This is a genomic window from Embleya sp. NPDC055664 (assembly GCF_053618075.1).
The window spans coordinates 82,225-104,781 of sequence record NZ_JBSHGZ010000007.1 but is presented as its reverse complement, the minus strand read 5'-3'; the positions used below and the strand labels follow the sequence as shown (position 1 = coordinate 104,781).

At 72.7% G+C, this 22,557-nt stretch carries 21 protein-coding genes; 9 read left to right on the top strand and 12 right to left on the bottom strand.

Annotated elements, in window-relative coordinates; genetic code table 11:
* Positions 1-45: 45 nt before the first annotated feature.
* Positions 46-861, top strand: a complete 816-nt coding sequence (locus ACWGR4_RS14780; protein WP_452130093.1) for a phosphatase PAP2 family protein — start codon at positions 46-48, stop codon at positions 859-861.
* 30 nt (positions 862-891) lie between these two features.
* Entirely contained in the window at positions 892-2,559 is a 1,668-nt protein-coding gene (locus ACWGR4_RS14775) for a diacylglycerol kinase family protein (protein ID WP_452130092.1), read from the top strand.
* A gap of 23 nt (positions 2,560-2,582) precedes the next feature.
* On the opposite strand, the gene pheA is transcribed toward ACWGR4_RS14775, so the two are convergent.
* Positions 2,583-3,533 (bottom strand): prephenate dehydratase, encoded by a 951-nt coding sequence (gene pheA / locus ACWGR4_RS14770; protein ID WP_452130091.1) that lies wholly within the window; start codon positions 3,531-3,533, stop codon positions 2,583-2,585.
* A 116-nt stretch (positions 3,534-3,649) separates the two neighbouring features.
* Here pheA and ACWGR4_RS14765 point away from each other — a divergent pair, with 116 nt between their 5' ends.
* Complete coding sequence (locus ACWGR4_RS14765; RefSeq protein ID WP_452130090.1) at positions 3,650-4,435, top strand: ABC transporter permease; 786 nt, start codon at positions 3,650-3,652, stop codon at positions 4,433-4,435.
* Here ACWGR4_RS14765 and ACWGR4_RS14760 read toward each other — a convergent pair.
* The gene (locus ACWGR4_RS14760; RefSeq protein WP_452130089.1) at positions 4,405-5,226 is read right to left on the bottom strand and encodes a BRO-N domain-containing protein; all 822 of its coding nucleotides are present in this window, start codon (positions 5,224-5,226) and stop codon (positions 4,405-4,407) included. The genes ACWGR4_RS14765 and ACWGR4_RS14760 overlap by 31 nt on opposite strands.
* Positions 5,227-5,700: 474 nt before the next feature.
* Here ACWGR4_RS14760 and ACWGR4_RS14755 point away from each other — a divergent pair, with 474 nt between their 5' ends.
* Both ACWGR4_RS14755 and ACWGR4_RS14750 read left to right on the top strand, forming a co-directional pair.
* Entirely contained in the window at positions 5,701-5,874 is a 174-nt protein-coding gene (locus tag ACWGR4_RS14755) for a hypothetical protein (protein WP_380003251.1), read from the top strand.
* Positions 5,868-7,475: an alpha/beta hydrolase gene (locus ACWGR4_RS14750; RefSeq protein ID WP_452130088.1), complete on the top strand. Its 1,608-nt coding sequence runs from the start codon at positions 5,868-5,870 to the stop codon at positions 7,473-7,475. The genes ACWGR4_RS14755 and ACWGR4_RS14750 overlap by 7 nt, the downstream gene beginning before the upstream one ends.
* A 4-nt stretch (positions 7,476-7,479) precedes the next feature.
* Here the strand turns inward: ACWGR4_RS14750 and ACWGR4_RS14745 are convergent, their stop codons facing one another.
* Positions 7,480-9,564, bottom strand: a complete 2,085-nt coding sequence (locus ACWGR4_RS14745; protein WP_452130087.1) for an FGLLP motif-containing membrane protein — start codon at positions 9,562-9,564, stop codon at positions 7,480-7,482.
* A gap of 95 nt (positions 9,565-9,659) precedes the next feature.
* A complete protein-coding gene (locus tag ACWGR4_RS14740; RefSeq protein ID WP_380003248.1) occupies positions 9,660-10,412 on the bottom strand; it encodes a TetR/AcrR family transcriptional regulator in 753 nt (250 codons plus the stop codon).
* A gap of 131 nt (positions 10,413-10,543) precedes the next feature.
* Between ACWGR4_RS14740 and ACWGR4_RS14735 the strand changes: the two genes are divergently transcribed.
* Genes ACWGR4_RS14735 through ACWGR4_RS14725 form a run of 3 tightly spaced genes read left to right on the top strand, consistent with a single transcriptional unit; the run spans position 10,544 to position 12,995 of the window.
* Complete coding sequence (locus ACWGR4_RS14735) at positions 10,544-11,629, top strand: ATP-binding cassette domain-containing protein (RefSeq protein WP_452130086.1); 1,086 nt, start codon at positions 10,544-10,546, stop codon at positions 11,627-11,629.
* A complete protein-coding gene (locus ACWGR4_RS14730) occupies positions 11,626-12,450 on the top strand; it encodes an ABC transporter permease (RefSeq protein ID WP_380003246.1) in 825 nt (274 codons plus the stop codon). Before ACWGR4_RS14735 ends, ACWGR4_RS14730 begins: the two co-directional genes overlap by 4 nt.
* A 56-nt stretch (positions 12,451-12,506) precedes the next feature.
* Entirely contained in the window at positions 12,507-12,995 is a 489-nt protein-coding gene (locus ACWGR4_RS14725) for a MarR family winged helix-turn-helix transcriptional regulator (RefSeq protein ID WP_452130085.1), read from the top strand.
* 66 nt (positions 12,996-13,061) lie between these two features.
* Here ACWGR4_RS14725 and ACWGR4_RS14720 read toward each other — a convergent pair whose 3' ends face one another.
* Positions 13,062-13,469, bottom strand: coding sequence for a winged helix-turn-helix transcriptional regulator (locus tag ACWGR4_RS14720; protein ID WP_380003244.1), 408 nt, complete (start codon positions 13,467-13,469; stop codon positions 13,062-13,064).
* 65 nt (positions 13,470-13,534) lie between these two features.
* Between ACWGR4_RS14720 and ACWGR4_RS14715 the strand changes: the two genes are divergently transcribed.
* Positions 13,535-14,497 (top strand): NADP-dependent oxidoreductase, encoded by a 963-nt coding sequence (locus ACWGR4_RS14715; RefSeq protein ID WP_452130084.1) that lies wholly within the window; start codon positions 13,535-13,537, stop codon positions 14,495-14,497.
* Positions 14,498-14,580: 83 nt separating this feature from the next.
* Here the strand turns inward: ACWGR4_RS14715 and ACWGR4_RS14710 are convergent, their stop codons facing one another.
* The 7 genes from ACWGR4_RS14710 to ACWGR4_RS14680 all read right to left on the bottom strand — a co-directional run bounded on the left by ACWGR4_RS14710 (position 14,581) and on the right by ACWGR4_RS14680 (position 22,502).
* Complete coding sequence (locus tag ACWGR4_RS14710) at positions 14,581-15,033, bottom strand: hypothetical protein (protein WP_452130083.1); 453 nt, start codon at positions 15,031-15,033, stop codon at positions 14,581-14,583.
* Positions 15,033-16,355, bottom strand: a complete 1,323-nt coding sequence (gene efeB, locus ACWGR4_RS14705) for an iron uptake transporter deferrochelatase/peroxidase subunit (protein ID WP_452130111.1) — start codon at positions 16,353-16,355, stop codon at positions 15,033-15,035. Before efeB ends, ACWGR4_RS14710 begins: the two co-directional genes overlap by 1 nt.
* A gap of 1,175 nt (positions 16,356-17,530) precedes the next feature.
* Entirely contained in the window at positions 17,531-19,282 is a 1,752-nt protein-coding gene (locus ACWGR4_RS14700; protein WP_452130082.1) for a copper resistance CopC/CopD family protein, read from the bottom strand.
* 40 nt (positions 19,283-19,322) lie between these two features.
* Entirely contained in the window at positions 19,323-19,964 is a 642-nt protein-coding gene (locus ACWGR4_RS14695; RefSeq protein ID WP_452130081.1) for a copper chaperone PCu(A)C, read from the bottom strand.
* Complete coding sequence (locus ACWGR4_RS14690) at positions 19,961-20,680, bottom strand: SCO family protein (protein ID WP_380003239.1); 720 nt, start codon at positions 20,678-20,680, stop codon at positions 19,961-19,963. Before ACWGR4_RS14690 ends, ACWGR4_RS14695 begins: the two co-directional genes overlap by 4 nt.
* Before the next feature lie 171 nt (positions 20,681-20,851).
* The gene (locus ACWGR4_RS14685) at positions 20,852-21,610 is read right to left on the bottom strand and encodes a YcnI family copper-binding membrane protein (RefSeq protein ID WP_380003238.1); all 759 of its coding nucleotides are present in this window, start codon (positions 21,608-21,610) and stop codon (positions 20,852-20,854) included.
* A 118-nt stretch (positions 21,611-21,728) separates the two neighbouring features.
* On the bottom strand, positions 21,729-22,502 hold the full coding sequence (locus tag ACWGR4_RS14680; RefSeq protein WP_452132264.1) for a hypothetical protein: 774 nt from the start codon (positions 22,500-22,502) through the stop codon (positions 21,729-21,731).
* Positions 22,503-22,557: the final 55 nt, after the last annotated feature.

Here is a 22,557-nt window from a genome sequence, read left to right as displayed (position 1 = left end):
CGAGGAAGTGAACGTGCGGGACCGGATTCGGGTTATGAATGAACAATGACCTCCTCCCCAGGCTGGGTCGGCAGGCGCCTCGACCCCGACCGGCGTTTCGGACTCAGGATGACCCTGGCCGCGCTCGCCCTGCTCGTCGGCGCGTTGCCGTTCGGGGTGCTCGCGGCCCTGGTGGAGACCAAGTGGTCGCCGCTGCTCGACCTCGACCGGGACGTCGCGACCGACCTCAACGACTGGGTCCGCGCACACCCCGCCTGGCAGCACACGCTGCTGTTCCTGACCGACTGGGTCTGGGATCCCAACGTGTACCGGGTGCTGGTCGCGATCATGTGCGGGTGGTTGTGGTGGCGCGGCGCGCGGCGGCTCGTGGTGTGGGCCGCGACGAGCATGCTCGTCGCGGGGCTGCTCGGCGCGCTGCTCAAGTTCGTCTTCACCCGGGCCCGGCCGGACCTGCCACATCCGGTGCACCACTCCGACGGCTGGTCCTTCCCGTCCGGGCACGCACTGACCGGTGTGGTCGGCCCCGGCGTGCTGCTGTTGGCGCTGCTGCCGCTGATCCCACGGGTGTGCCGGCCGTTCGCGTGGGTGCTCGCGATCGGCTCGGCGGTGGGTGTCGCGTTCACCCGGGTCGCGCTCGGCGTGCACTACGTGACGGACGTGGTGGGCGGCGCGGTGCTCGGCCTGATCGTGCTCGCGGTGACCTCCGCGGTGTTCGAGTGGTGGCGTCGCGACGCCGGACTGCGCCCGGTGGACGCCACCGACGAGGGCTTGGAGCCGGAGCTCGACGGCGACGATCCGGATCCGGAGATTGCGCACATTCGCCCCGGAACCGACCGTGACTCCCCGCACGGGCGGAACTGAACGATCCGTCGCCGGGTAAGAATGTCGGTCATGCTGACCGAAGCAGGACGGTTCCTGCGCCGTATCGTCCTGCCCCTCGCCATACTGACGTTCGTCATGGTGGGTCTCGGTCTGCTCGTCACCAGGACGCTCGACGGCGTGTGGCCGTTCACCGCCGAGGACGACCTGGAGCGCACCCTCGCCGAGCACCGCTCGGGGACCTGGAACGACGTCACCCACGCGTTCTCCACGCTGGCCGACACCGGTGTGATCATCGCCACCACGCTGGTCGCGATGGTGCTGATCCGGATCGTCGGCCGCTCCTGGCGCGGCCCGCTTTTCCTGGCCGGGGCGGTGGCCGGGCAGGCGCTGGTGTTCTGGCTCGTACAACTCTTCGTCTCGCGCGATCGCCCGGGCGTCCCGCGCCTGGAGCACGCCGCCGCGACGTCGAGCTTCCCGTCCGGGCACACCGGCGCCGCGTTCGCGCTCTACGGCGGGCTGGCCGTGCTGCTGGCGAGCCGGCTGCGCCCGCGCGCGGCGGTGGTGTCGGTCTGGGTGCTGCTCGGCGCGATTCCGCTGGCGGTGGCCGGGAGCCGGATGTACCGGGGCATGCACCACCCGAGCGACGTGCTGAGCTCGCTGCTCTACGCGGGCGTCGTGCTGGTCGTGATGAACCGCGCGCTGCTGTCGCCGAAGTCGATCTGGGGGTATCGGGGACGACGCGCTCGGCGCGAGGCGCCGACGGGGGCCGACGGCGGGCGGCCGCGGGCGGCCGTGGTGGTCAATCCGATCAAGCTGGACGTCGCCGAATCACGCACTCGGATCGACCGGATCATGCACGACACGGGCTGGGCCGAGCCGCTGTGGCTGGAGACCACGGTGCTCGATCCGGGGGCAGGGGTGACCGCGAAGGCGCTGGCCGAGGGCGTGGATCTGGTGATCGCGGCCGGCGGCGACGGCACCATCCGCGAGTGCGCGGGCGCACTGGCCGGTACCGACACCCCGCTCGCGGTGATCCCGGCCGGCACCGGGAACCTGCTCGCCCGCAACCTCGGCCTGCCGATCGACATCGCCGACGCGTTGCACGTGGCCATGCACGGGCGCGATCGGCGGATCGACCTGGGCATGGTGGAGGCGAACGCGAACGCGGACGGGGCCGCGGACGCCGGAGCGGGCGAGGCCGAATCCCGCTGCTTCACCGCGATGGCCGGCATCGGCCTGGACGCGGCGATGGTGGCGGACGCGCCGGACGCGCTCAAGAAGAAGGTCGGCTGGCCCGCCTACGTGGTCTCCGGTGCCCGGCACCTGCGCGACCGGCGGATGCGGGTGACGCTGACCGTGGACGACGGCGAGCCGATCCGCCGGCGGGCCCGGATGGTGCTGGTGGGCAACGTCGGCGCGCTCCAGGCCGGCATGCAACTGCTGCCCGGGGCCGCGCCGGACGACGGGCTGCTCGACGTCGTGGTGTTCGCGCCGTACGGGATGACCGGCTGGGCGCACGCCACGGTCCGGGTGATAGGCCGGCGGCGCGACCAGGAACCGGCCGTGGTGCCGGCCAAGCAGCAACGGCTGCGCCCGATCGAGCACTTCACCGGTCGTACGGTGCTGATCGAGACCGATCGCCCCGAGCCGCGCGAGGTGGACGGCGACCCGATCGGGCCCGGCACCCGACTGGCGGTCCGGGTCCGGCCCGGGGCGCTGACGGTGCGCGTCCCCTGAGCCGGCCCCGGTGGGTGGTCGGGTCAGATCTCGCCGCCGCCGCGAGCGCGTGCGAGCCATTCGGCGGCGTTCGCGAACTCGGCGTCGGAGGTGCCGCGGCGCAGTTGCGGACGGACCCGGTCGGCGCGCGGGTAGGAGCCGAGGAAGCGCACGGCCGCGCACACCCGGCGCAGCCCCATCAGGGCCTCGCCCACCCGGGCGTCGGCGACGTGGCCCTCGGCGTCCATCGAGAAGAAGTAGTGGCCGAGGCCGTCCCCGGTGGGGCGCGACTCGATCCGGGTCAGGTTGACGCCGCGGACCGCGAACTCCTGGAGGATCTCCAGGAGCGCGCCGGGGTGGTCGTCGACGATGTAGGCGACCACCGTGGTGCGGTCCGCGCCGGTGGGCACGGTGGGCCGGTCCGGGCGCTCGACCAGGACGAACCGGGTGACCGCGCCCTCGACGTCGTGGATGTCGGTGACCAGCGGCACCAGACCGTACGGGCCGGCCGCGAACTCGCCGGCCAGGGCCGCGTCGTAGCGGCCGTCCTGGACCAGGCGCGCGGCGTCGGCGTTGGACGCGGACGAGAACCAGTGCGCGTCGGGCAGGTTGGCCGCGAGCCAGTTGCGCACCTGCGGCTGGGCGTGCGAGTGACTGGAGATGGTCTTGATGTCGTCCAGGGCCGTGCCGGGACGGACCAGCAGCGCGAAGGCGATCGGCAGCAGGATCTCGGCGGTGATCACCAGCGGCACGCCGGTGGCCAACTCGTCCAGCGTGATGGACACCGCGCCCTCGACCGAGTTCTCCAGCGCGACCACGGCGCCGTCGGCGTCGCCCCTGCGGACCGCGTCCAGGGCGACCGGCACCGACTCCATCGGCGTGGCCTCGGCGTGCTCCGCACCGGGCAGCATGCGCAGGGCGGCCTCGGTAAAGGTGCCCGAGGGGCCGAGGTAGGTCCAGCGGGGCGCGGCTGCGGGGGTGGGGGCGTCGGACATGTCGTCACTGTACTGAGCCGGCCGGTGTGCTCGTCGTGCGTTCCGTGGTGTGGACGCGGGGACGCGATGGGGTCGCTCGCACTGCGCGGTACCGCCGAGGGGGTGAGGCTGGGCCTGTGGAAAACGCCTCGACGTTGTTGCCGGTGACACCGGCCCTGGGGGTCGTCGCCGTGGTGCTTCTGACCGCCGCGACGGCGGTGGCCGCACTGGCGCGGCTCGGCCACGGGCGGGCGGTGGTGCTGTCCGGGGTGCGGGCGACGGCGCAGTTGCTGGCGGTGTCGTTCGTCATCACACACGTGGTGGACCGGCTCGGGTTCGCGGCGCTGTTCGTGGTGATGATGTACACCGTCGCGGCGCTGACCGCGGCCGGGCGGGTGAGCGCGACGCGCCGGTTGTTCTGGCCGGCGGTGCCGATCGTGGCGGCGACGGGGCCGACCCTGGTGCTGCTGTGGGCGAGCGGACTGGTGCCGGCGAAGGGCATCGTGCTGATCCCGATCGCGGGGATCCTGATCGGCGGCGCGATGACCGCGACGGTGCTGGCGGGGCGCCGTGCGCTGGAGGAGTTGACACAGCGTCATGGCGAGGTGGAAGCCGCTCTGACCTTGGGTTTCACCGATCGGGACGCGGCGATGGAGATCTGTCGGCCGGCCGCTTCGGGGGCGCTGATCCCGGCCCTGGACCAGACCAGGACGGTGGGGTTGGTGACCCTGCCGGGGGCCTTCGTGGGGATGTTGCTCGGGGGTGCGACGCCGTTGCAGGCGGGGGCGGTGCAGCTGTTCGTGTTGGTCGCGCTGCTTCAGGTCCAGGCGGTCGCGGTGGCCGTGACGATCGAGTTGGCGGCGCGGGGGCGGCTGGTGCGGGCGGCCTCGGGTCAGGGGGACGGGGGCGGCTCGGGCACGTAGCGGTAGGTCTGCCCGCGCACCGCCGAGCGCATGGTCGAGTCGCTCACGCCGTACTCGCGGGCGAGCCGATAGACCGACACACCGTCCCGGGCCCGACGCCGGCAGGCGGCCACGGCATCCGGGGTGAGGCGACGTCGATCGCCGGGTGTGGGGAAATCCACGGGCCTGTGGATAACCCTGTGGATATCGCTGTGGAGAACCTGGGGATCGCTGTGGGTTTCCGAGGTGGGAGGGGTCGTGTCACGAGTGTCTGTGGACAACGGGGCGCACGACTCGAAGCCGGCGGTGAGGCGGGCCACGGCCATGGTGTTGATCTCGACGGCCTTGGTGAGGTCTCCGGTGCGCTCGGCGAGATCGGCGATCGAGCCGATGGCGCGGGAGAGGAGGGCGTCCATGTTTTCGCTGGTGGCGGGCGTGTAGCGGCCGGTGCGGCGGATGGTGGGGAGGACGTCGTGGGTGACCCGGCGGCGGAAGGGCTTGGCCTCGGGCTTGTTGCTGCGCAGGATCAGCGTGTAGAGACCGGACTCGCTGACGAAGGTCATGTTCGGATTGCCCCGATTAATTCCGTAAGGATTTCTTACGCTATTCCCCTGACCTGCGGTTTTGCTGACGGTTACCGTGGTCTTCTCGTCCGGGTCGAGTGCGCCGACCGCTCGGCGAGAGTTGGACTGGAATGCCGGCACCGTGCAGACGTCGGCCGCGCAGAACCAGGGATCGCCGTCGATCATCGTGACGCGCACTTGGTCCCTCCCGTCAAATGTGAAGATCTCGATGGTGTTGCCGTGGCTCATGTCAGCTCCTCTGCACAAGTTCCGCCGTGCATTTTGTCCATATTAATTCCGTACGGATTTGACACGGTATTCGTCTGACCTGCGGCTTCGGCGGCTTTTATGTGTCCGCCGCGATGTGCTCGCAACGGCCGGCGTCGTCCTCGTCCGTGGATCCACCCGTGTCCCTCGAACGGCTCATTGCGTTCGCCCATACGTATGAACGAGCGGGCGACGACCCGGTTACGCGTTGGTTGGCTGGTTTGTTCGCTCTCCGGGGATTCACGAGGTTGGGTGGCCGACGATGGTTATCGTTGATCCCGGTGTGTGACCAGACGACCACGGGGAGGGGTCTTGGCTGGTGGCGGCGGTGGTTCGGGGCGGATTCGGGTGGAGGCCGGGGCGTTGCGGCAGGGGGCGGGGGTGGCCCGTGACGTTGCGGAGGGGTTGCGGCGGGCGGCCGGTGGGCCTGATGGGGTGGTCGCAGGGTGTCCGGGGTTGGCGATCGTGGCGGCGGTCGAGGCGGTGACGGCCGCGTGGGTGGCGCATGTGCGGGCGCTTGCCGACGGCTATGCCGGGATGGGCGACCTTCTCGTGGCCAACGCCGACGCGCATGATCGGGCCGATCGGGCGGTGGCCCGTGTGTTCGCCGAGGGTGGGCGCCGATGGTGACGGTTTCCGGCCTGCGGGACGCGGCCCTGGGCGGGCTGGATCGGGTGGTGGCCGAGTGGGCCGAACTGGCCGCCGCGTTGGACGCGTTGGCCGGGCGGGCGACGACCGGTGTGGCCGGCCCGTTGCGCGCCTCGCACTGGACGGGCGCGGATGCCGACGCGGCGGCGCGGGCGGTGGCCGTGCGGGGCGAGCAGGTCGCGGTGGCGGCGCAGGAGGCCCGGTGTGTGCTGACCGTCCTGGACACGGCCGCCGAGCAGCTGCGGGCCGCCCAGCGTGAGGTGCGGGTCGGCTCGGCGGAGGCGGCGAGCGCCGGGTTCACCGTGTCCGAGGACGGGCGGGTCCTGTCGGCCGACCCGGGCCGGGGAGCCGAGGGGGCGACGGTCGAGCGGCGCCTGGCCGAGCCGGTTCGGCGGGCGGCCGAGATCGACGACCGTTGTGCGCGGGCGCTGGCCCGGTTGTATCCGACCCCGGCGGCCGACTGGGCGGACTCCGCCGCCGACCGGGTGGCCGTGACGGCGTTGGCGGGGTTGCGTCCCGGTGCGATCCCGAAGGGCGATCCGGCAGCGGCGGCCCGCTGGTGGGCGGGGCTGAGCGCGACGGACCGGGCGCGGTACCAGGCGGCGTACCCGGCGCTGCTCGGTGCGACGGACGGGCTGCCGACGGAGGTGCGGGACCGGGCCAACCGGGTCGCGCTGGCCGAGGCGAAGGCCGCCGTGACCGCCGAACTCGCCACGGCCCGGGCCGAGCGGGACGCGGCGGGCCGGGTCGACGACGCCCGGCGGCGATTTCGGGTCACCGAACTCAAGGGCCGGCTGGCCGCGATCGGGTCTCTGGAGGCCGTCCTCGGCTCCGCCGCCGACCTGTTCCTGATGGGCTTCGACGCCCGGGGCGACGGCCGGGCGATCGTGGCCATCGGCAACCCCGACCGGGCCGCGCACACCGCCGTGTACGTCCCCGGTACCGGCGCGCGCCTGGCGCACATCGGTTCGGACGTCGCCCGGATGCGCAGCCTGTGGCAGGCGGCCGGTCGGCTGACCGACCCCGGCGAGGTCTCGGCGATCACGTGGGTCGGCTACGACGCGCCGGACACCCTGGTCCACGCGACGACCACGTCGTACGCGGACACCGCCGCGCCGGCCCTCGCGAGGTTCCTGCGCGGCGTCGGGGTGGCCCAGGGGATCGAGACGAACCGGCATCTGACGGTGATCGGCCACAGCTACGGCTCGGTCGTGCTCGGGCAGGCCGCACGGCGTGACGAAGGGCTGTTCGCCAAGGACGTGATCGTCGTCGGCAGTCCCGGGATGCACGCGACCCGTGCCGCGGATCTCGACCTCGATCCGCGGCACGTCTGGGTGGGCGCCGCGCACGACGACATGGTCGTCGCCCTCGGCTTCGGAGCGCACGCCCCCACCGTGGACGGCAGCCCCCGGGGGGTCACCCCGGACGACGCGGGGTTCGGCGCCAACCGCTTCACGACCGACGGCGCCGAGGGGCACAGCGAATACTGGTCCACCCGCCGGCCGACCGCCCTGGACAACCAGGCCGCGATCGTCGTCGGGAACTACGCGGCCGTCCGACTCCTGTGGGGAGTGCGTCCGTGACGCGTCAGGGCGTCACCGGCGGCCGGGCCGGCCGAAGGCGGAAGGTCGCCCAGAAGAGCACGGACAGCACGGCCGCCCCGGCGAAGAGGTACATCGAGCGCAGCCACATGGTCCGGGTGGTCCCGCCCGCGACGCCCGTGGGGTCGAGCAGGGTCAGCGTGAACAGGAACAGGGCCGCCACGTAGATCGCCGCCCAGGCCCAGCGGTTCCACCGCCACAGCGCGTGGCCGTCCATGAAGCGCATCGGGAGCAGGCCGAAGACCAGGCCGACCACGGAGGCCACGAAGCACTGGGTGAGCAGGTCCTCCGCGAGGACCCACCCGAAGGGTGCGCCGTCGGAGTCGTTCAGGACGTGGGTGACCGGGATGCGCCACACCCACGAGACCACCGCGAGCCCGGCCAGCGACCACGAGCCGAGGGCGATCGCGCGGCCCTCGTCGGCCGGCGACAGTCGGCGCAGTCCCGCCGAGGTGAAGGCCAGGAACAGGCCGTACACATAGCCCGGGGCCAGGCCGAGCAGTCGCGACGCCGCCGCGAGGAGCACGGCGACGACCAGCGCCCCCGGCACCAGATGCGGCAGGGCCCGGATGCGCGAGACCCGGCGCCGATACGCCTCGGCCGGGCCCTCGTACACCAGCACCCCGAGCGGCACCGCCGCCACCAGCGCCAGGGCCAGCGCACCGGTCCCGGCGTTCCAGCCCGTGCCGGGTTCCACCGCCACGCACGTGGCCGCCGAGAGCACGACGAAGGCCAGCACCTGCAACTCGGGCACCCGGGGCTGCGATCGTGGTCGGGCCGCGCCCGGCCGCAGTCGGCGCCGGATCCGCAGCCGGTTCTCCGCCCACGTGCGGTTGAACAACTCCGCCGAGAAGCCCAGCACCGGCAGTGCCGCCAGCGCGGTCGCGCCCGCCACGAGCACCGGCCGGGGCTCGTCGAACAGATCGGCCGGACTCGGCAGGTTCACCGCCGCCTCCGAACGATCCCCGACCGGCTCCGCGTCCTTCGTCGCGGCCACCACCGCGAGCTGCACCGACACGTCGCCGTCGTACCCGGCCCCACCCACACAGGCGACCGTCAACGCGCCCTCGCCGTCCGCCAGTCCGCTCGGCACGGTGACCTCGCCCGAGAACCGCCCGTCGGCCGTCACCGGCACCCGCCCGAACTCGTTCGGGCCGTGCCGTACGGTCAGCGCCCCGGCCCCGCCGTCGACCGGCCGGGCACACCCGACGAACCCGCTGCCCTCGACCCGCAGCGGCCGACCTGCCGTCGCCTGCGTGGGCGTCACGGTCAACTTCGGTTCGGGAACCTGGAATTCGGTCCGCAGCGTGACCCCGTTGTCCGGCATCCCGGCGCCCTGGGCGAAGCAGCTCACGGTGATCGGCCGCGGTCCGCGCGTCGGACCCTCGGGCACGATGAAGCGATACGAGGTGCCGGCGGGGTCGAAGATGCTGAGCTTGGCGAGGAAGTGCCCGTCCCACGTCACCTCGGCGTCGTCGTCCGCGTTCGCCTGTCCACAGCGCAGGTTGGTCCACAGCGTGACCTCGGTGCCCGGCAGCCCCGTGGCGGGCTCCACGAGGATGCGCCGGGTGCGCAGATCGGCCGGCGGGCTCGCGGTCTCCTCCTTGCGGAACGCGTTGATCTCGATCGGGGTCTGCGCGAGGTTGTCTTCCCGGCCCGGGCAGCGCACCACGATCCGGTTCACCGCCGGGACGTTTTGCCCCGTCGCTCCGTTCGAGCTGTAGGTCGGGGCGGGTACGGCGTGCCGGAAGGCGATCGAGTGCCCGTGCGCCGCATCCACCGGCAGTCCCGCGGCGAGCAGGTCGTCGTACTCGCCGGAACTGCCGCCGTTCACCGACGCGAGGTACACATCCACCGTGTTCGTGGGGCAGCCGCTCAGCCCCGAACCCCGGATCGTCACCGTGTCCCCCGGCCGCACCTCCCCGGTCGGCCCGCTCACCGAGGGCCCGTCGGCCGCCGACGCCGCCGATCCGCCCACCCCGATCGGCGCGAGCGTCAGCGCGATCGCCCCGATTCCGCACCCGACCGCCACTCGGAGCGCGGTCCGCCGCCGCGCCGGTGTCTCGTCCATGATCCCCGCCGTCCCCGACCCCCGTGGCCGAGCACCGATGATGACGCCGGCGGGCCCGGCCCACAACCGTTCCCGGCCATGGCCACCCTCCCGGGTCAGGTCCGGCGCTCGACGAACGCCTCCAGGCCGTCCAGAAGCAGGCGCAGGCCGAACTCGAACTCCCCCTCGCCGTCCGCGAGGAAGCTGTCCTGGGACAGCGCGGCCAACTCCGGGTAGTTCCCGCTCGTCATGGCCGCGTTCAGGATCGGGGCCTGGGCCGCCCAGAACTGTTCGTCGCTCACCCCGGTGCGCTGCGCCGCGTGTTTGGCGTTGAAGTGGGTGCGGGCCATGCCGCTGACGTAGCCGCCGTCGATGATCGTCAGGACGGTCATCTTCTCCCGGTCGCTCAGCGCCGCGTCGCCGATCGCGGCGAGGGTGAGCTCCAGGGCCCGGAGCGAGTTGGGGCCGAGCACCGGCCGCGCCTGGTCGACGTTGAGCAGCCACGGATGCCGGTTGTACATCTGCCAGATCCCGCGCGCGACCTGCTCCAGCGCGCCGCGCCAGCCGAGTCCGGGCGGGAACTCGGTTTCGCCGGGGCTGTTGACCTTGTCGACCATCAGATCGAGCAGTTCGGCCTTGCCGGGCACGTAGCGGTAGAGCGACATCGTGCCCGCCCCGACCTCGGCGGCCACCCGCCGCATGGACAGCGCGTCCAGCCCCTCGGCGTCGGCGACGGCGATGCCCGCCGCGACGATCCGGTCCAGGGTCAGCGCCGGCTTGGGGCCTCGGGTCGGCTTCCGGTCCAGGCCCCACATCAGTTCGAGACTGCGGGCCAGGTCGCCGCTGCCGGTGTGGTCGGTGCTCGTCATGGTGCCTCCCATCGTAGGAGTCCCGCCCGCACCGGCCCGGATCGGCGTGCGGGCTCGCGTGACATCGGCCGATTTAAAACTGGGTACTGCGTACGCGAGTCGGGTACGGTGTACTCGGTTGAAGGAGGCTGATGGAAACGACGAGTCACGCGGTCCTCGCCGAGGGCCTGACGAAGCGGTACGGCGCCAAGAGCGCCCTCGACGATTTCGATCTCACCGTGGCCCCGGGCACGGTCCAGGGGCTGCTCGGCCCCAACGGCGCCGGCAAGACCACGGCGGTCCGGATCCTGTCCACCCTGCTGCGCCCGGACGGCGGTCGCGCGCTGGTCGCCGGGCACGACGTGACCACGGACCCCAGGCGGGTGCGCCGGCACATCGGCCTGGTCGGGCAGAACGCGGCGTTGGACGAGGCGGTGACCGGGCGGCGCAACCTGATCCTGTTCGGCCGCCTGTTCCACCTGGACAAGCGCCACGCCGCCCGCCGCGCGGAGGAACTGCTCGAACGGTTCGACCTGGTCGAGGCCGCCGATCGGGGCGTCAAGCAGTACAGCGGCGGCATGCGCCGACGGCTCGACCTGGCCGCGAGCATGATCCTCGCGCCGACCGTGCTCTTCCTCGACGAACCGACCACCGGCCTTGACCCGCGCGCCCGCAACGAGGTCTGGGAGGCGGTGCGTTCGCTGCTCGCGGGCGGTACCGCCGTGCTGCTGACCACGCAGTACCTGGACGAGGCGGACAAACTCGCGGACCGCATCGCGGTGTTGGACCGCGGACGCAAGATCGCCGACGACACCCCGGAGCGGCTCAAGCGCGAACTGGGCGGCGACCGGATCGAGATCGTGGTCCGCGAGGCCGCGCACCTGCAGCCCGCGCTGCGGGTGCTGGCCCTGGTCACCGAGGCCGGCGGCGAGCCGCTGGTCGACGCCGAGGAGCGGCGGGTGACCGCTCCGGTGGGGGACCGGGTCGCGGCGCTGACGCATGTCGCGCGGGCATGTCAGGAGGAGGGCATCACGATCGAGGACATCGGCGTCCGCCGCCCCACCCTGGACGAGGTCTTCCTGCGCCTGACCGGGCATCGGGCACACGAGGACGACCCGGATCCGACCACGCCCGCGCGGCCCGATCCCTCGGGTCCGGGTGATCCAAGCGACCCACCCGACCCATCCGACCCATCCGATCCGTCCGCGCCGTCCGGAAAGGAGGTGGCGCGCCGGTGAGCGCCGCGACCGTACCCGCCGAGGCCCCCGAGCGTCGGCTCTACTGGGCGATCGCGGACTGCCTGACCGTGGTCCGCAACGAACTCGTCCACATCGCCCGCCAACCGAGCATGCTCGCCTGGCAGTTGGGCTTTCCGATCGTGTCCGTGCTGCTGTTCGTGTACGTCTTCGGCAGCGCCATGAACGTGGGCGGGAGCGTCGACTACAAGGACTACGCGCTGCCGGGGATGTTCGCGATGACCATGGCGCAGGGGTTCATGAACACCGCGACGATCGTCGCCTTCACCCGGCAGCTCGGGGTGATGGACCGCTATCGCTCGATGCCGATGGCCCCCTCGGCGGTGGTCAGCGGGCGCGGGGTGGCCGACGTGCTTGGGGCGAGTCTCGACCTCGCGGTCCTGGCGTCGATCGCGCTCGTGGTCGGGTGGCGACCGCATGGTGGGGTGCCGCAGATCCTGGCCGCGTTCGCGCTGCTCCTGCTCCTGCGCTTCGCGCTGACCTGGGTCGGGGTGTACCTGGGACTGCTGGTGCCGAACGCGGAGGCGGCGGGCAACCTGTTCGCGATCGCCCTGCCGTTCGGCATCGTCTCCAGCGTCTTCACCCCGCCGTCGATGATGCCGCAGTGGCTGGGCACGGTGGCGATGTGGAATCCGGTCTCGTCCACGGCGAACGCGATCCGGGACCTGTTCGGCGATCCGGCCCCGCACGGCGGCGGTTGGATCGAGACGCACGCGCTGCCGATGGCGATGGTCTGGCCGCTGGTGATCACCGCGATCTTCCTCCCCCTCGCGGTGCGGCGGTTCCAGGCGCTGGGACGCTGACGAGAGATCTATTACGAAACAATCTGTCGGCATACCTATCTTGTTACGCTGATCGCATGACCACCGAGCCCCTTGCCCCCACCGTCCTGGATGTGACCGGCATGGTCGTACACGCCGGGCACGTGCTGAACACCCGGCTGGCGGCGGCCCTCGCGGCCATCGACGTCTCGCCGCGCAACTACTGCGTGCTCGTCCACGCGGTCGATCGCGACCTGACCCAGGCGCAGGTGGCCGAGCTGTCCGACCTGGACAAGACCACGATGGTGGTCACGATGGACGAATTGGAGCGGACCGGGCTCGCCGAGCGACGGCCCGCGCCGAGCGACCGCCGGGCGCGGATCATCGTGGTGACCGACGCAGGCCGCGACCTGATCCGGGCCGGGCGCGGGATCGTCGACGGCGTGCACGACGAGGTGCTGGGCACGCTGCCCGAGGACGAACGCGCGATGTTCCTGTCCGCGCTGTCGCGCCTGGTCGGCGGTGTGCTTGCGAAGCCGGTCGAGTCCGAGGTGAACGTACGTCGGGCCCGGACGCCCAAGCGCTAGCCCGACCGGCCGCGAGCCGGGGACCCCCGCCGTCGGTCGCGGCGGGGGTCCTCGGCGTATGTCGGTTCAGAGCGCCTCGACCCGGTGTGCCTCCGCCTCCGCGTAGGCCAGCTTCGCCGCCGCGATCTCGTCGATGTGGCTCTCGGACCAGTTGCGGATCTCCGCCATCAGGCCGCTCACACTGGTCCCGAGTTCGGTGAGCGAGTATTCGACCTGCGGCGGCACCGTGGCGTAGACCGTGCGGCGGACCAGGCCGTGCCGTTCCAGGTCCCGCAGGGTCTGGGTGAGCATCTTCTTGGTGATCCCGCCGAGCCGCCGGCGCAGCTCCGCGTAGCGCAGGGTCTGCGGGTGGAGGGCTCCGACCACCAGTGCGACCCACTTGTTCGCGATCAGGTCGAGTACGGCGCGGGAGGCGCAGTCGCTGAGGTAGACGTCGGCGCCACCGAAGGGGCGCAGGTCGGGAGGGGTATGCATGAGGTACCCAGGTACCAGGAAGGTGCCTTCTTCACAATGGTGACCGCCACGTCGATGCTTGCCGCATGACGACGAACACGATCGACACGACGGCGAAGATGCGCAAGGCACACCAGGACACACTCGGCGGGCCCGAGGTCCTGCGCGTGATCGAGACCGCGATACCCACGCCCGGACCCGGCGAGGTACTGGTCGAAGTGCGCGCCGCGGGGGTCAACCCCATCGATACCAAGATCCGGGCCGGCGGAATGTGGCTGGTGCCGCCGTTCACGCTCGGCTGGGACGTATCGGGCGTGGTCGCCGCGGTCGGTGCGGATGTCTCGCGCCTCGCGGTCGGCGACGAGGTGTACGGCATCCCCGACTTCCCGCATCTCGCCGGTGGCTACGCGGAGTTCGTGGTGGCCTCGGAGCGCTCGTTCGCGCGGAAGCCGAGCACCCTCGACCACGAGCACGCCGCGGCTCTGCCGCTGTCCGGCTCGATCGCCTGGCAGGCCTTGGTCGAGGTTGCGCAGGTGGGTCCCGGTCAGCGGGTGCTGATCCACGCGGCGGCGGGCGGCGTCGGGCACCTGGCGGTACAGATCGCCAAGTCGCGCGGCGCGTACGTGATCGGCACCGCGAGCGCGGCCAAGCACGCCCTGCTGCGCGAGCTGGGCGCGGACGAGGTCGTGGACTACACCACCGTCGATTTCGGCACCGCGGTGCGCGACGTCGACGTGGTTCTGGACCTGATCGGCGGCGAGTACGAGGACCGCTCGCTGGCCACGCTGCGGCCCGGCGGCATCCTGCTCAACATCACCAACCCACCCGCGGCCGACGCCACCGCGGCCAAGGCCGAGGCGGCCAGCGTCCGGGGCATCACGGTCGACCTGGACCCGAACCCCACCCGGCTGGCCCTGTTGGCGGAGCTCGCGGAGGCGGGCGAACTGCGCACGATCGTCGCCGAGACCTTCCCGCTGGACGAGGTGGTCAAGGCGCACGAGACGGCCGAGGCGGGCCGCACCACCGGCAAGATCGTGCTGATCCCCTGAGGTCGACCCGCGCCCGCGCGGCGCTGCGGTCGGACCACCCGGCCGCGGCGCCGCGAAACGGCCCATCCGTGGGCGCGATGCGGCTACTCGGTGATCTCGATCGTGCCCGCCATGCCGCTGCCCACGTGATACATGCAGTTGAAGGTGTACGAACCCGCCTTGCCGAAGCTCAGCTTGAAGTCCTGCGACGTGCCGCCCTCCGACGGCGCGACCGGCGCACCGCCGGGCAGGATCATCTGATGCGGGGTGATCCCGGTGTCCGCGAGGGTGATCACCAGCGGCCCGGTCCGGGCCCGGATCACCGACGGCGAGAAGCGCAGCTTGTCGTCCACCCGCAAGACGATTCGCTGCACACCGTCGGCGCCCAGCGCCGCGACACCCTCGGACGCGGCGGCGGTCGCCTCGGCCTCGCTCATGTAGGAGCCCGGCCCGCCCTCCGCGCCCCAACTCCCGCAGCCGGCGAGCAGGAACGGCAGGGCGATTGCCCCGACCCACCGGCGACGCCGCCTCGGCATCGGCTCCGCACGCCTCGGCATCAGCCCTCCAACAGGGATTGACCGACGTATCCGCCCGGGGCGCACCCCGGCGGGACGACGAAGATCGCACTCGCCTCGTGCCGCAGGAACGGGGACAGCGCGTCGCCCCGGGCCAGTTTGCGCTGGATCGGTACGAAGCCGTCGTCCGGGTCGTGCTGCCACGCGACGAACAGCAGCCCCGCGTCCGGCGCGCCGTCGGTGCCGAAGCCGTCGTGGTAGGAGTAGCCGCGGCGGAGCATCGTCGCGCCCCGGTTGAACTCCGGCGCCGCCACGCGCATGTGGGCGTTGGCGGTGATCACCAACTCGCCGTCGGGACCACGCTTGCCGAAGTCCGCCGCGCTGTGCTCGCCGCCGCCGGTCAGCGGCGCGCCGGTGTCCTTGCTCCGACCGATCACCCGCTCCTGATGGGCCTTGTCGATGCCGTCCCAGGCGTCCAGCAACATCCGGATCCGGCGGAAGACCACGTAGGAGCCGCCGACCAGCCAGCTCTGCTCGGTCCCGGCCGCACCGACGAAGACCTTCTCGTCGAACTTCGGGTCGGACTGCTTGGGGTTGTTGCTGCCGTCGATCTGCCCCATCAGGTTCCGGTGCGTCATCGGCTTGGCCGTGGCGCCGGGCGAGCGGGCGAAGCCGTTCATCTGCCAGCGGATCCGGGCCACACCCTTGGCCGCCTTCTGCAACGCGCGGACCGCGCCGAAGCCGACCAGGCCGTCGTCCGCGCACACCTGGACGAACAGGTCGCCGTCGCTGCGGGCCGGATCCAACGCGTCGTCGGGGAACGGCGGCAGCGGCTTGAGCGCCGCGGGTCGTCGGGCGGCGAGGCCCAGCTTGTCGAACAGGCCCGCGCCGAATCCGAAGGTGACGGTCAACGAGCAGGCCCCGGCGTCCGCCGCGACCTGGTCGTCGTCCGGCGCCGACTGCCCGGCGGTGACCCGCGCGGCGGTGTCCGACCAGCGCCGCATCAGCGCGGCGACCGCGGCCCGGTCCGCACCCGGCTCCAGGTCCCAGGCCAAGAAGACCGCCTTGGCCTGGGCCGGGGTGGTGATGCCGGCCTGATGTTTCCCGTGAAACGGCACCACGGTGGCACCGAGCCGGGTCATCGCCGGGCCGCCGTCGTCGCCGGACTCGCCCGCGAACGCCACCGCGCCGCCGGTCGCGCCGACCACCAGGCCGCCGGCGCCGGCCGCGCTCGCGACACCGACGAAACGACGCCGCGAGACGTGCGCGCCGGTGCTCGCTCGCTCGGCGGACGGGTCCGCTCCGTCGGGCGACCCGCTCGCTCGATCGGAGGAATCGTTCGTTCGATTTCGGGGGCTGCTCATCACGTCGTCCCTCACAGGTTCCACCACGTCTTCCACCGCGCCGCGCGCGCCGACCGGCGCATCGGACACGTTCGTCGTCGGCCCGGCCGATTCGGCCGACTCGACGGAGTCGACCGGCGCTCCCGCGCCCGCCGGCACCGCCCGGTGCGATCCGCGCCGTACCACCACGACCAGGGCCAGCGCCGTGCCGAGCCCGGCGCCCAGGACCAGCACGGTCAGCGTGCGATCGAGCCCGATGCCGCCCACGAACGGCGACGACGAACGCCACAACACCGGCAGGTCGTACCCGGCCACCCGCAACGCCAGTACGCCGAGCGCCGGCGCGGCCAACCACGCCCCGCCCATCCGGCGCCGCACCAGCAGCACCGCGCCCGCGAACGCCACCGCGCTCGACAACAGTTGCAGCAGGTTGCCGTCGAGGAAGGCGGTCGCCCATGCCCCCGCCCCGCCCGCCCGAACGCCCGCGACCAGGGCCAGGTGCAGCACGCTCGCCGCCGCCGCCACCCCCGCGAGCAGGCCGTAGCCGAGCAGGGCCCGGCGCCGGACCGGCGGCAGCCACGCCGCCGCGAACACCAGCGCCGCGAGCCCGATCGAGCCGACGATGCCCGGCCACGGACTCGGCCCCGGCACCCAGCGCAACTCGCCGGTCGCGGCCACCTCGCGGTCGCCGATCCGCATCGGCACGGTCCAGGACTGGACCTTCTGCGCCCGGTCCGGATCGGCCATCACCCGCGGTGGCAACCGCTGTTGCACGATCCAGTGCACCCGCTGGTCGTACCAGCGCGCGACCGGCTCGGCGGAGATCCGGTGCCACTGCGGCGCCCCGGTCGGTTGCAGGTTCGACTTCTCGTCGACCGAGCCCCACCGCTCGCTGCTGAGCGGCACGGCCGGGGACTGGCGGTTCTCGAACACCCCGTCGGGGCCGATTCGCAGGAACGGCTCGCTCATGTAGCCGAGCACGATCACGTCCTGCGGACCGGTGTTGCGCACCTGCATGCGCGCGCCGTTCTCGATCACCCGCACCGTCAGGCCCGGCGCGAGATCGCCCGGCGAGGTCATCACGGTGTGGAAGTTGCTCGGCCCCTGGCCGGACAACTCCTGCGCCACCGCGCTGCCGGCCGGCGCCAGGCAGAGCAACACCCCGACGCACAGCAGCAGGATCCGGCGTACGTGCCTCACCTGACCTCCACGGGCACCGTCACGGTGATCCGGTCGACATCGGAGGTACGGATCGCGAACGACAACTCCCAGCGACCGGCCATCGGCATGGACAGATCGCCCAGCCAGTGCCCGGGACCGCCCCGACGCACCTGGACGTCGGCGCCGTCGATGCCCTTGCCCGGCAGTGCCATCGACACGGTCAACTCCTCGACCTCGCGGATCTGTCCGATCGGGTCGGCGAAGTAGATGTGCAACTCGTTGGGACCGACCCGGGCCGGGTCGACGGTGATGTCGAGCCTGCCCTTGCCCGCCGCGCCGCCGGCGTCGAACGGGACACTGCGGCTGACCGGCCCCGCCGCCTCCACCTGCTTGCGCTCGTGCGCGGTGCGGCCCGGTTCGGTGTCCGTGAGCACCGTGGTGACCCCGAGCACGGCGATGGCCAGCGCGGCCTCGATCACCACCGCCTTGCGCAACACCGCCCACTTCGGGCCGCCCGCCGCGCCCTTGCCGATCGGGGATCGGCCGGCCGTCGCCTCGATGTGCCGCATCAGCCAGCGCCGGGAGACCCAGGCACCGGCCAGCATCAGCAGCACCAGGTCGACCTTGAACACCAGGAGCAGGCCGAACGTGGTGTCGAACAGCGCGGCGAACGAACCCACCTGCCGCCAGGCCGCGTACAACCCGGTGGCCACGAGCACGCACACCGATACGAACGCGGTCCGGGAGAAGACCCGTACCGAGGGCACGTCGAGCCCGGTGCCCGGCGCCGGATCGCCCGGTCGCACCACCAGCGTGACCACCATCGCCAACCCGCCCAGCCAGGTGGACATCGCCAGCAGGTGCACGACGGCCGCGGCCATCGCCGGCTCCACCTGACGGCCCACCGACGCGTGGTCGGCGATCGGCCAGGTGATCGCGATCGCGGTGCACAACACCGCCCAGCCGCCGACGACGATCCGCCGGGTGCGCACGGAGGCGTCCGCGAGCGAGGCGATCAACCAGCCGAGCAGCGCGCCGGCGGCGCCCAGGAGCAACACCCGCGCCGCGATCGCCTTGCCCAGCTTGGTGTCCAGCGTGGCGCGCAACACGTCCGCGTCGAACGCCGACGACAGACCGAGCCCGGACGCGTTCGGGCCGTGCAGCATCAGCACCGCGAGCGAGGACAGCAACAGCCCGCCCCACGCGCCGGACACGAGCAGCCAGACCCGGAACCGACCCATCGCGGCGGGCCGGGCGATCAGCAGGAACAACACCGCGCCGCCGAGCACCGCGAAGGACAGATACGCGACCCCGGTCGCGGCCCGCTCCAGTACGTCGGTCGCGGTGGAGCCGTCGTCGGTCAGATCGCCGACGTTCACCCCGCCCGAGGCCTGGCCGATGTTGAACGTGAACGCGCCGGAGATCGGGTGCGAGTCGGCCGAGACCGCGCGCCAGGCGACGGTGAAGGTGCCGGTCGGCAGGCCGCCCCGGAGCGGGGCGACCACGGTGGTGTCGCCGTCGGGGCCGTGCTTGGTCTGGTTGTTGTCCACCCGGGTGCCGCTGGGGTCGAACACCTTGACCCCGCCGAGCCCGATCTCCACGCCCTCGCTGAACCTCAGCGTGACGGAAGCCGGCGCGGCGGTCAGGGTCGACCCGGACGCCGGGTTGGACGACTCCAGGACGGCGTGCGCCGACGCGGCCCCGGCGCCGCCGAGCACGAGCGCGGCGAGCAGCACGGGCAGCGCGAGCACCCATGCGAGCACCCGCCGGCCGCCCCCGCCACGCATCGGGGCCGGGGTCGACGCCGGGACCGGTCGCCCGGCCGGGTCAGTGGCCCGCATGACCCGTGTGGTCTTCCGCGGGCGTGCCCGTCGCCGGAGCGGGCGGCGCGGCGGGCGGGCCGGCCTCCGATGCGCCCGGCGCGGACGCACCCGGGGCCGGCGCGTCGCCGGGCCGTTCGGTCACCCCGAGCACCGGCACCTGCACGGTGACCGGCCCGGTGTGTTGGAACGTGAGCGTGAGCGGCACGGTGTCGCCCTTCTTCACGGACTTGTTCGGATTCATGAACATGATGTGGTTGCCGCCGCGGGCCAGGACACCCCTGCCGTGCGCGGGCACGTCCAGGCCCGGCACGTGCTGCATCGAGTTCCCGCTGGTCTGGTGCAGCATCACCTCGCCGGAGAGCGGGCTGGCCACCGACAGCAGGCGGTCGGCCGTGTCGCCGTCGTTCTGCACGATCAGGTAGCCCGCCGCGACGTCCGCCGAGGAGGGTTGCGGGATGTACGGGTCGACGATGCGCAGCCGGGGCGCGCCCTGGGCGGCGCCCGCGGCGGTCTTGCGGTCGTCCGTCTTGGTCGACGAGGAGGAGCCGGAGTCGGCGCAGGCCACCAGCACACCGCCGATCCCGAGCGCCAGCACACCGCCGACTGCGAGCGGGACGGCCTTGCGGGGGAGGGGGAAGAGCTTCACTTCTTGGTGTCCTCGGGGTGGATCAGCAGGGGCAGGTCGTGCGCGAAGTCGTCGGACGAGTTGCCGTTCGGCGTGCCGTCCGGGGTCAGCCCGCTGCTCGCGCTGTACATGACCGGGCCCTGGTTGTCCGGGCCGAACGCGATCACCTGGGTGCCGTGGGTGCTGACGACCTTGCCGTCGGGGCCGGTGGTCGCCGGTTCGATGGAGACCCCGACCTGGCGGGCCGCGGCCTGGATCCTGTCGAACGGGCCGGTCAGCCCGACGAACGACTTGTCCAGCGAGTCGAGCCATTCGCGCAGGGCCGCCTGGGTGTCCCGCTCCGGGTCGGTGGTCACGAACACCACGTCGACCGTGGCCCGGTCCTGCGGGGGCAACTTGCCGAGCGCGCGCACGATGTCGCCCATCACGGTGGGGCACGCGTCCGGGCAGTGCGTGTAGCCGAAGTAGAGCAGGGTGGTGCGCCCGGCCGTCTTGGCCCGGAAGTCGTACGGCTGTCCCGAGGTGTCGGTCAGCGTGAGTTCGGGCTTGGTCCACGGCGGGTCGACCGCGATGCCCTTGTACTTGGACTTGCTCTCGCGCACCTTCACCGGGGCGCCGCTGTCGCTCTTGCCGGAATCGTTGCAGCCCGTGGCGAGCAGCAGCCCGGCCGCGGCCAGGGCGGCGAGGCGAAGACCGGTGCGGCGGCCCCGGCCGAGGGACTTGCTTGCGTTGCTCATCGTTCTCCAGGTCGTTGCTGCCGGGGGCTCGTGCCCGACGCGTCCGGCGTCGGCGCGGGCCCGGTGGCCCGGGTCGCGGGCACGGAGCACATCCGTGCGGGGCGACCCGGGCCGGGACTTCTCCGCCGCGGACCGCGGTGGCGACCGCGGTCCGCGGCGGGACCGCGAGGATCAGGCCGAGCCGGGGCGCCGCGACGCGCGCAGGACGGCGAACACACCGGCGCCCAGGCCGAGCACGCCGACCACGATGCCGACCACGCCCAGGGTGCGCGCGGTGGAGTCGTCACTGTTGTCCTCGGCGACCGCGGCGACGCTCGCCTTGCCGTCGGCGGGCTTGGTCGCCTGGGCGGTGGCGGGTGCCGCGGCGGGTGCCGTGGCACCGGTCTTGGCGGCGAGCTTGAGCACCGGCGCGGGGTACTGCGGCTCCTTGCCGTCGGCGCCCGCCAGGTCGATCCAGCGCACCACCTCGCCGCTGTCGTAGGTCTGCACCGCCTTGAACACCAGCTTGTCGGTGTCGGTGGGCAGCTTGCCCATGGACACCTCGAAGTCCTCGAACGTGCCCGGGTTGACCCGGGTGCCGGCGTCCGCGGTCCAGGTGATCTTGGAGACCACCTCGGTGAGCGGCTTGCCGTGGTTGTCGATCGGGGTGGTCAGCTTGGTCTTCTCGACCTCGGCCTTCCAGCCGGGCATCGCCCTGGTCTGCACCGAGGTGAGCGGCTTGTCGGCGGGCAGGGTGACCTCGAGCTTGGTGGTCCCCGCGTCGTCGCGCTCGTTGGGGACCCGGAAGGCGACCTTGGCGTACGAGCCCTGGTCGGCGGTGCCCGGCTGCACGCTCACGTGCGCGGCGGCGGAGCCGGCGAACAGCAGCACACCGGCGCCGGCCGAGGCCGCGATCACGGACAGGCGGCGACGCGTGATGGACATGGTCATGGGATGTCTGCTCCATGGATGATCCGGCCGCGGGCGCACGAGGGCACCCCGCGGTACGGGTGGGGACGACAGGAAGGCGGACGCGCGCCACCGCCGATCCGGCACCCGGTGGGCGGGATCAGCAGGCGAGCGCGTACTCCACCGGCGGCCCGCGCCGGGTCACCGCGTGCCGGAGCAGAATCTGATCCGTGGCCGGGTCCGCCGCCGCACCGGTGCGCCGGGCCGGGCCCGGGGTCGCGGCGACCGGGACGACCGGGCCGAACAGCACCGCGAGCACCACCCGCAGCGGCGCCGACGCCAGCGTGATCAGGGCGAACAGCGCCGCCTCGCCGCGCCGCAACCACCAGCCCGTGAGCAGCGCCGCGACCAGGTGCGCGCACAACATGCCGGTGCCACCATCGAGCAACATCGGCCCGGAGCCGGACATGTGGTGGTGTCCGCCGGCCGGTTCGCTCGCGAGCAGCGTCGGATCCACCCGGGTGCTGCGCACGATCGCCTCGGGCGTCCAGCCGGCCGGCAGCAGGACGTGCCCGGCCGAGTCCCGGGGCCCGCACAGGAGCCGGTCGAGCAGACCGCTCGACGTCGAGCCGCCCGCGCCGACCGTCCCGGCGGCCCGGGCGGCGGCCGCATAGGTGAAGAGGGTGTGCAGCGCGAGTTGGCCGACCGCGAGCAGCGCGGTGATCGAGCCGAACGAGCGTTGTCGGCCCGCGCCGGCGAAGGCCGACACGAACACCACGCCGAAGCCGGCGACCGGCGCCCACAGCGGCAGCGGCGCGGTCGACATCCACGCGTGACCGCATGCCGCGAGCGCGGCGCAGACCGCCGAGAACACGGCGGCGCGCACGGCGCGGAAAGGTACGGACACGGCCTGCATGACGCCCCATCGTCTCATCGCGCGACGCGCCTTCGACCCCGGGGCCGAAAACTTTCCGTCCGCCCCGACGGGC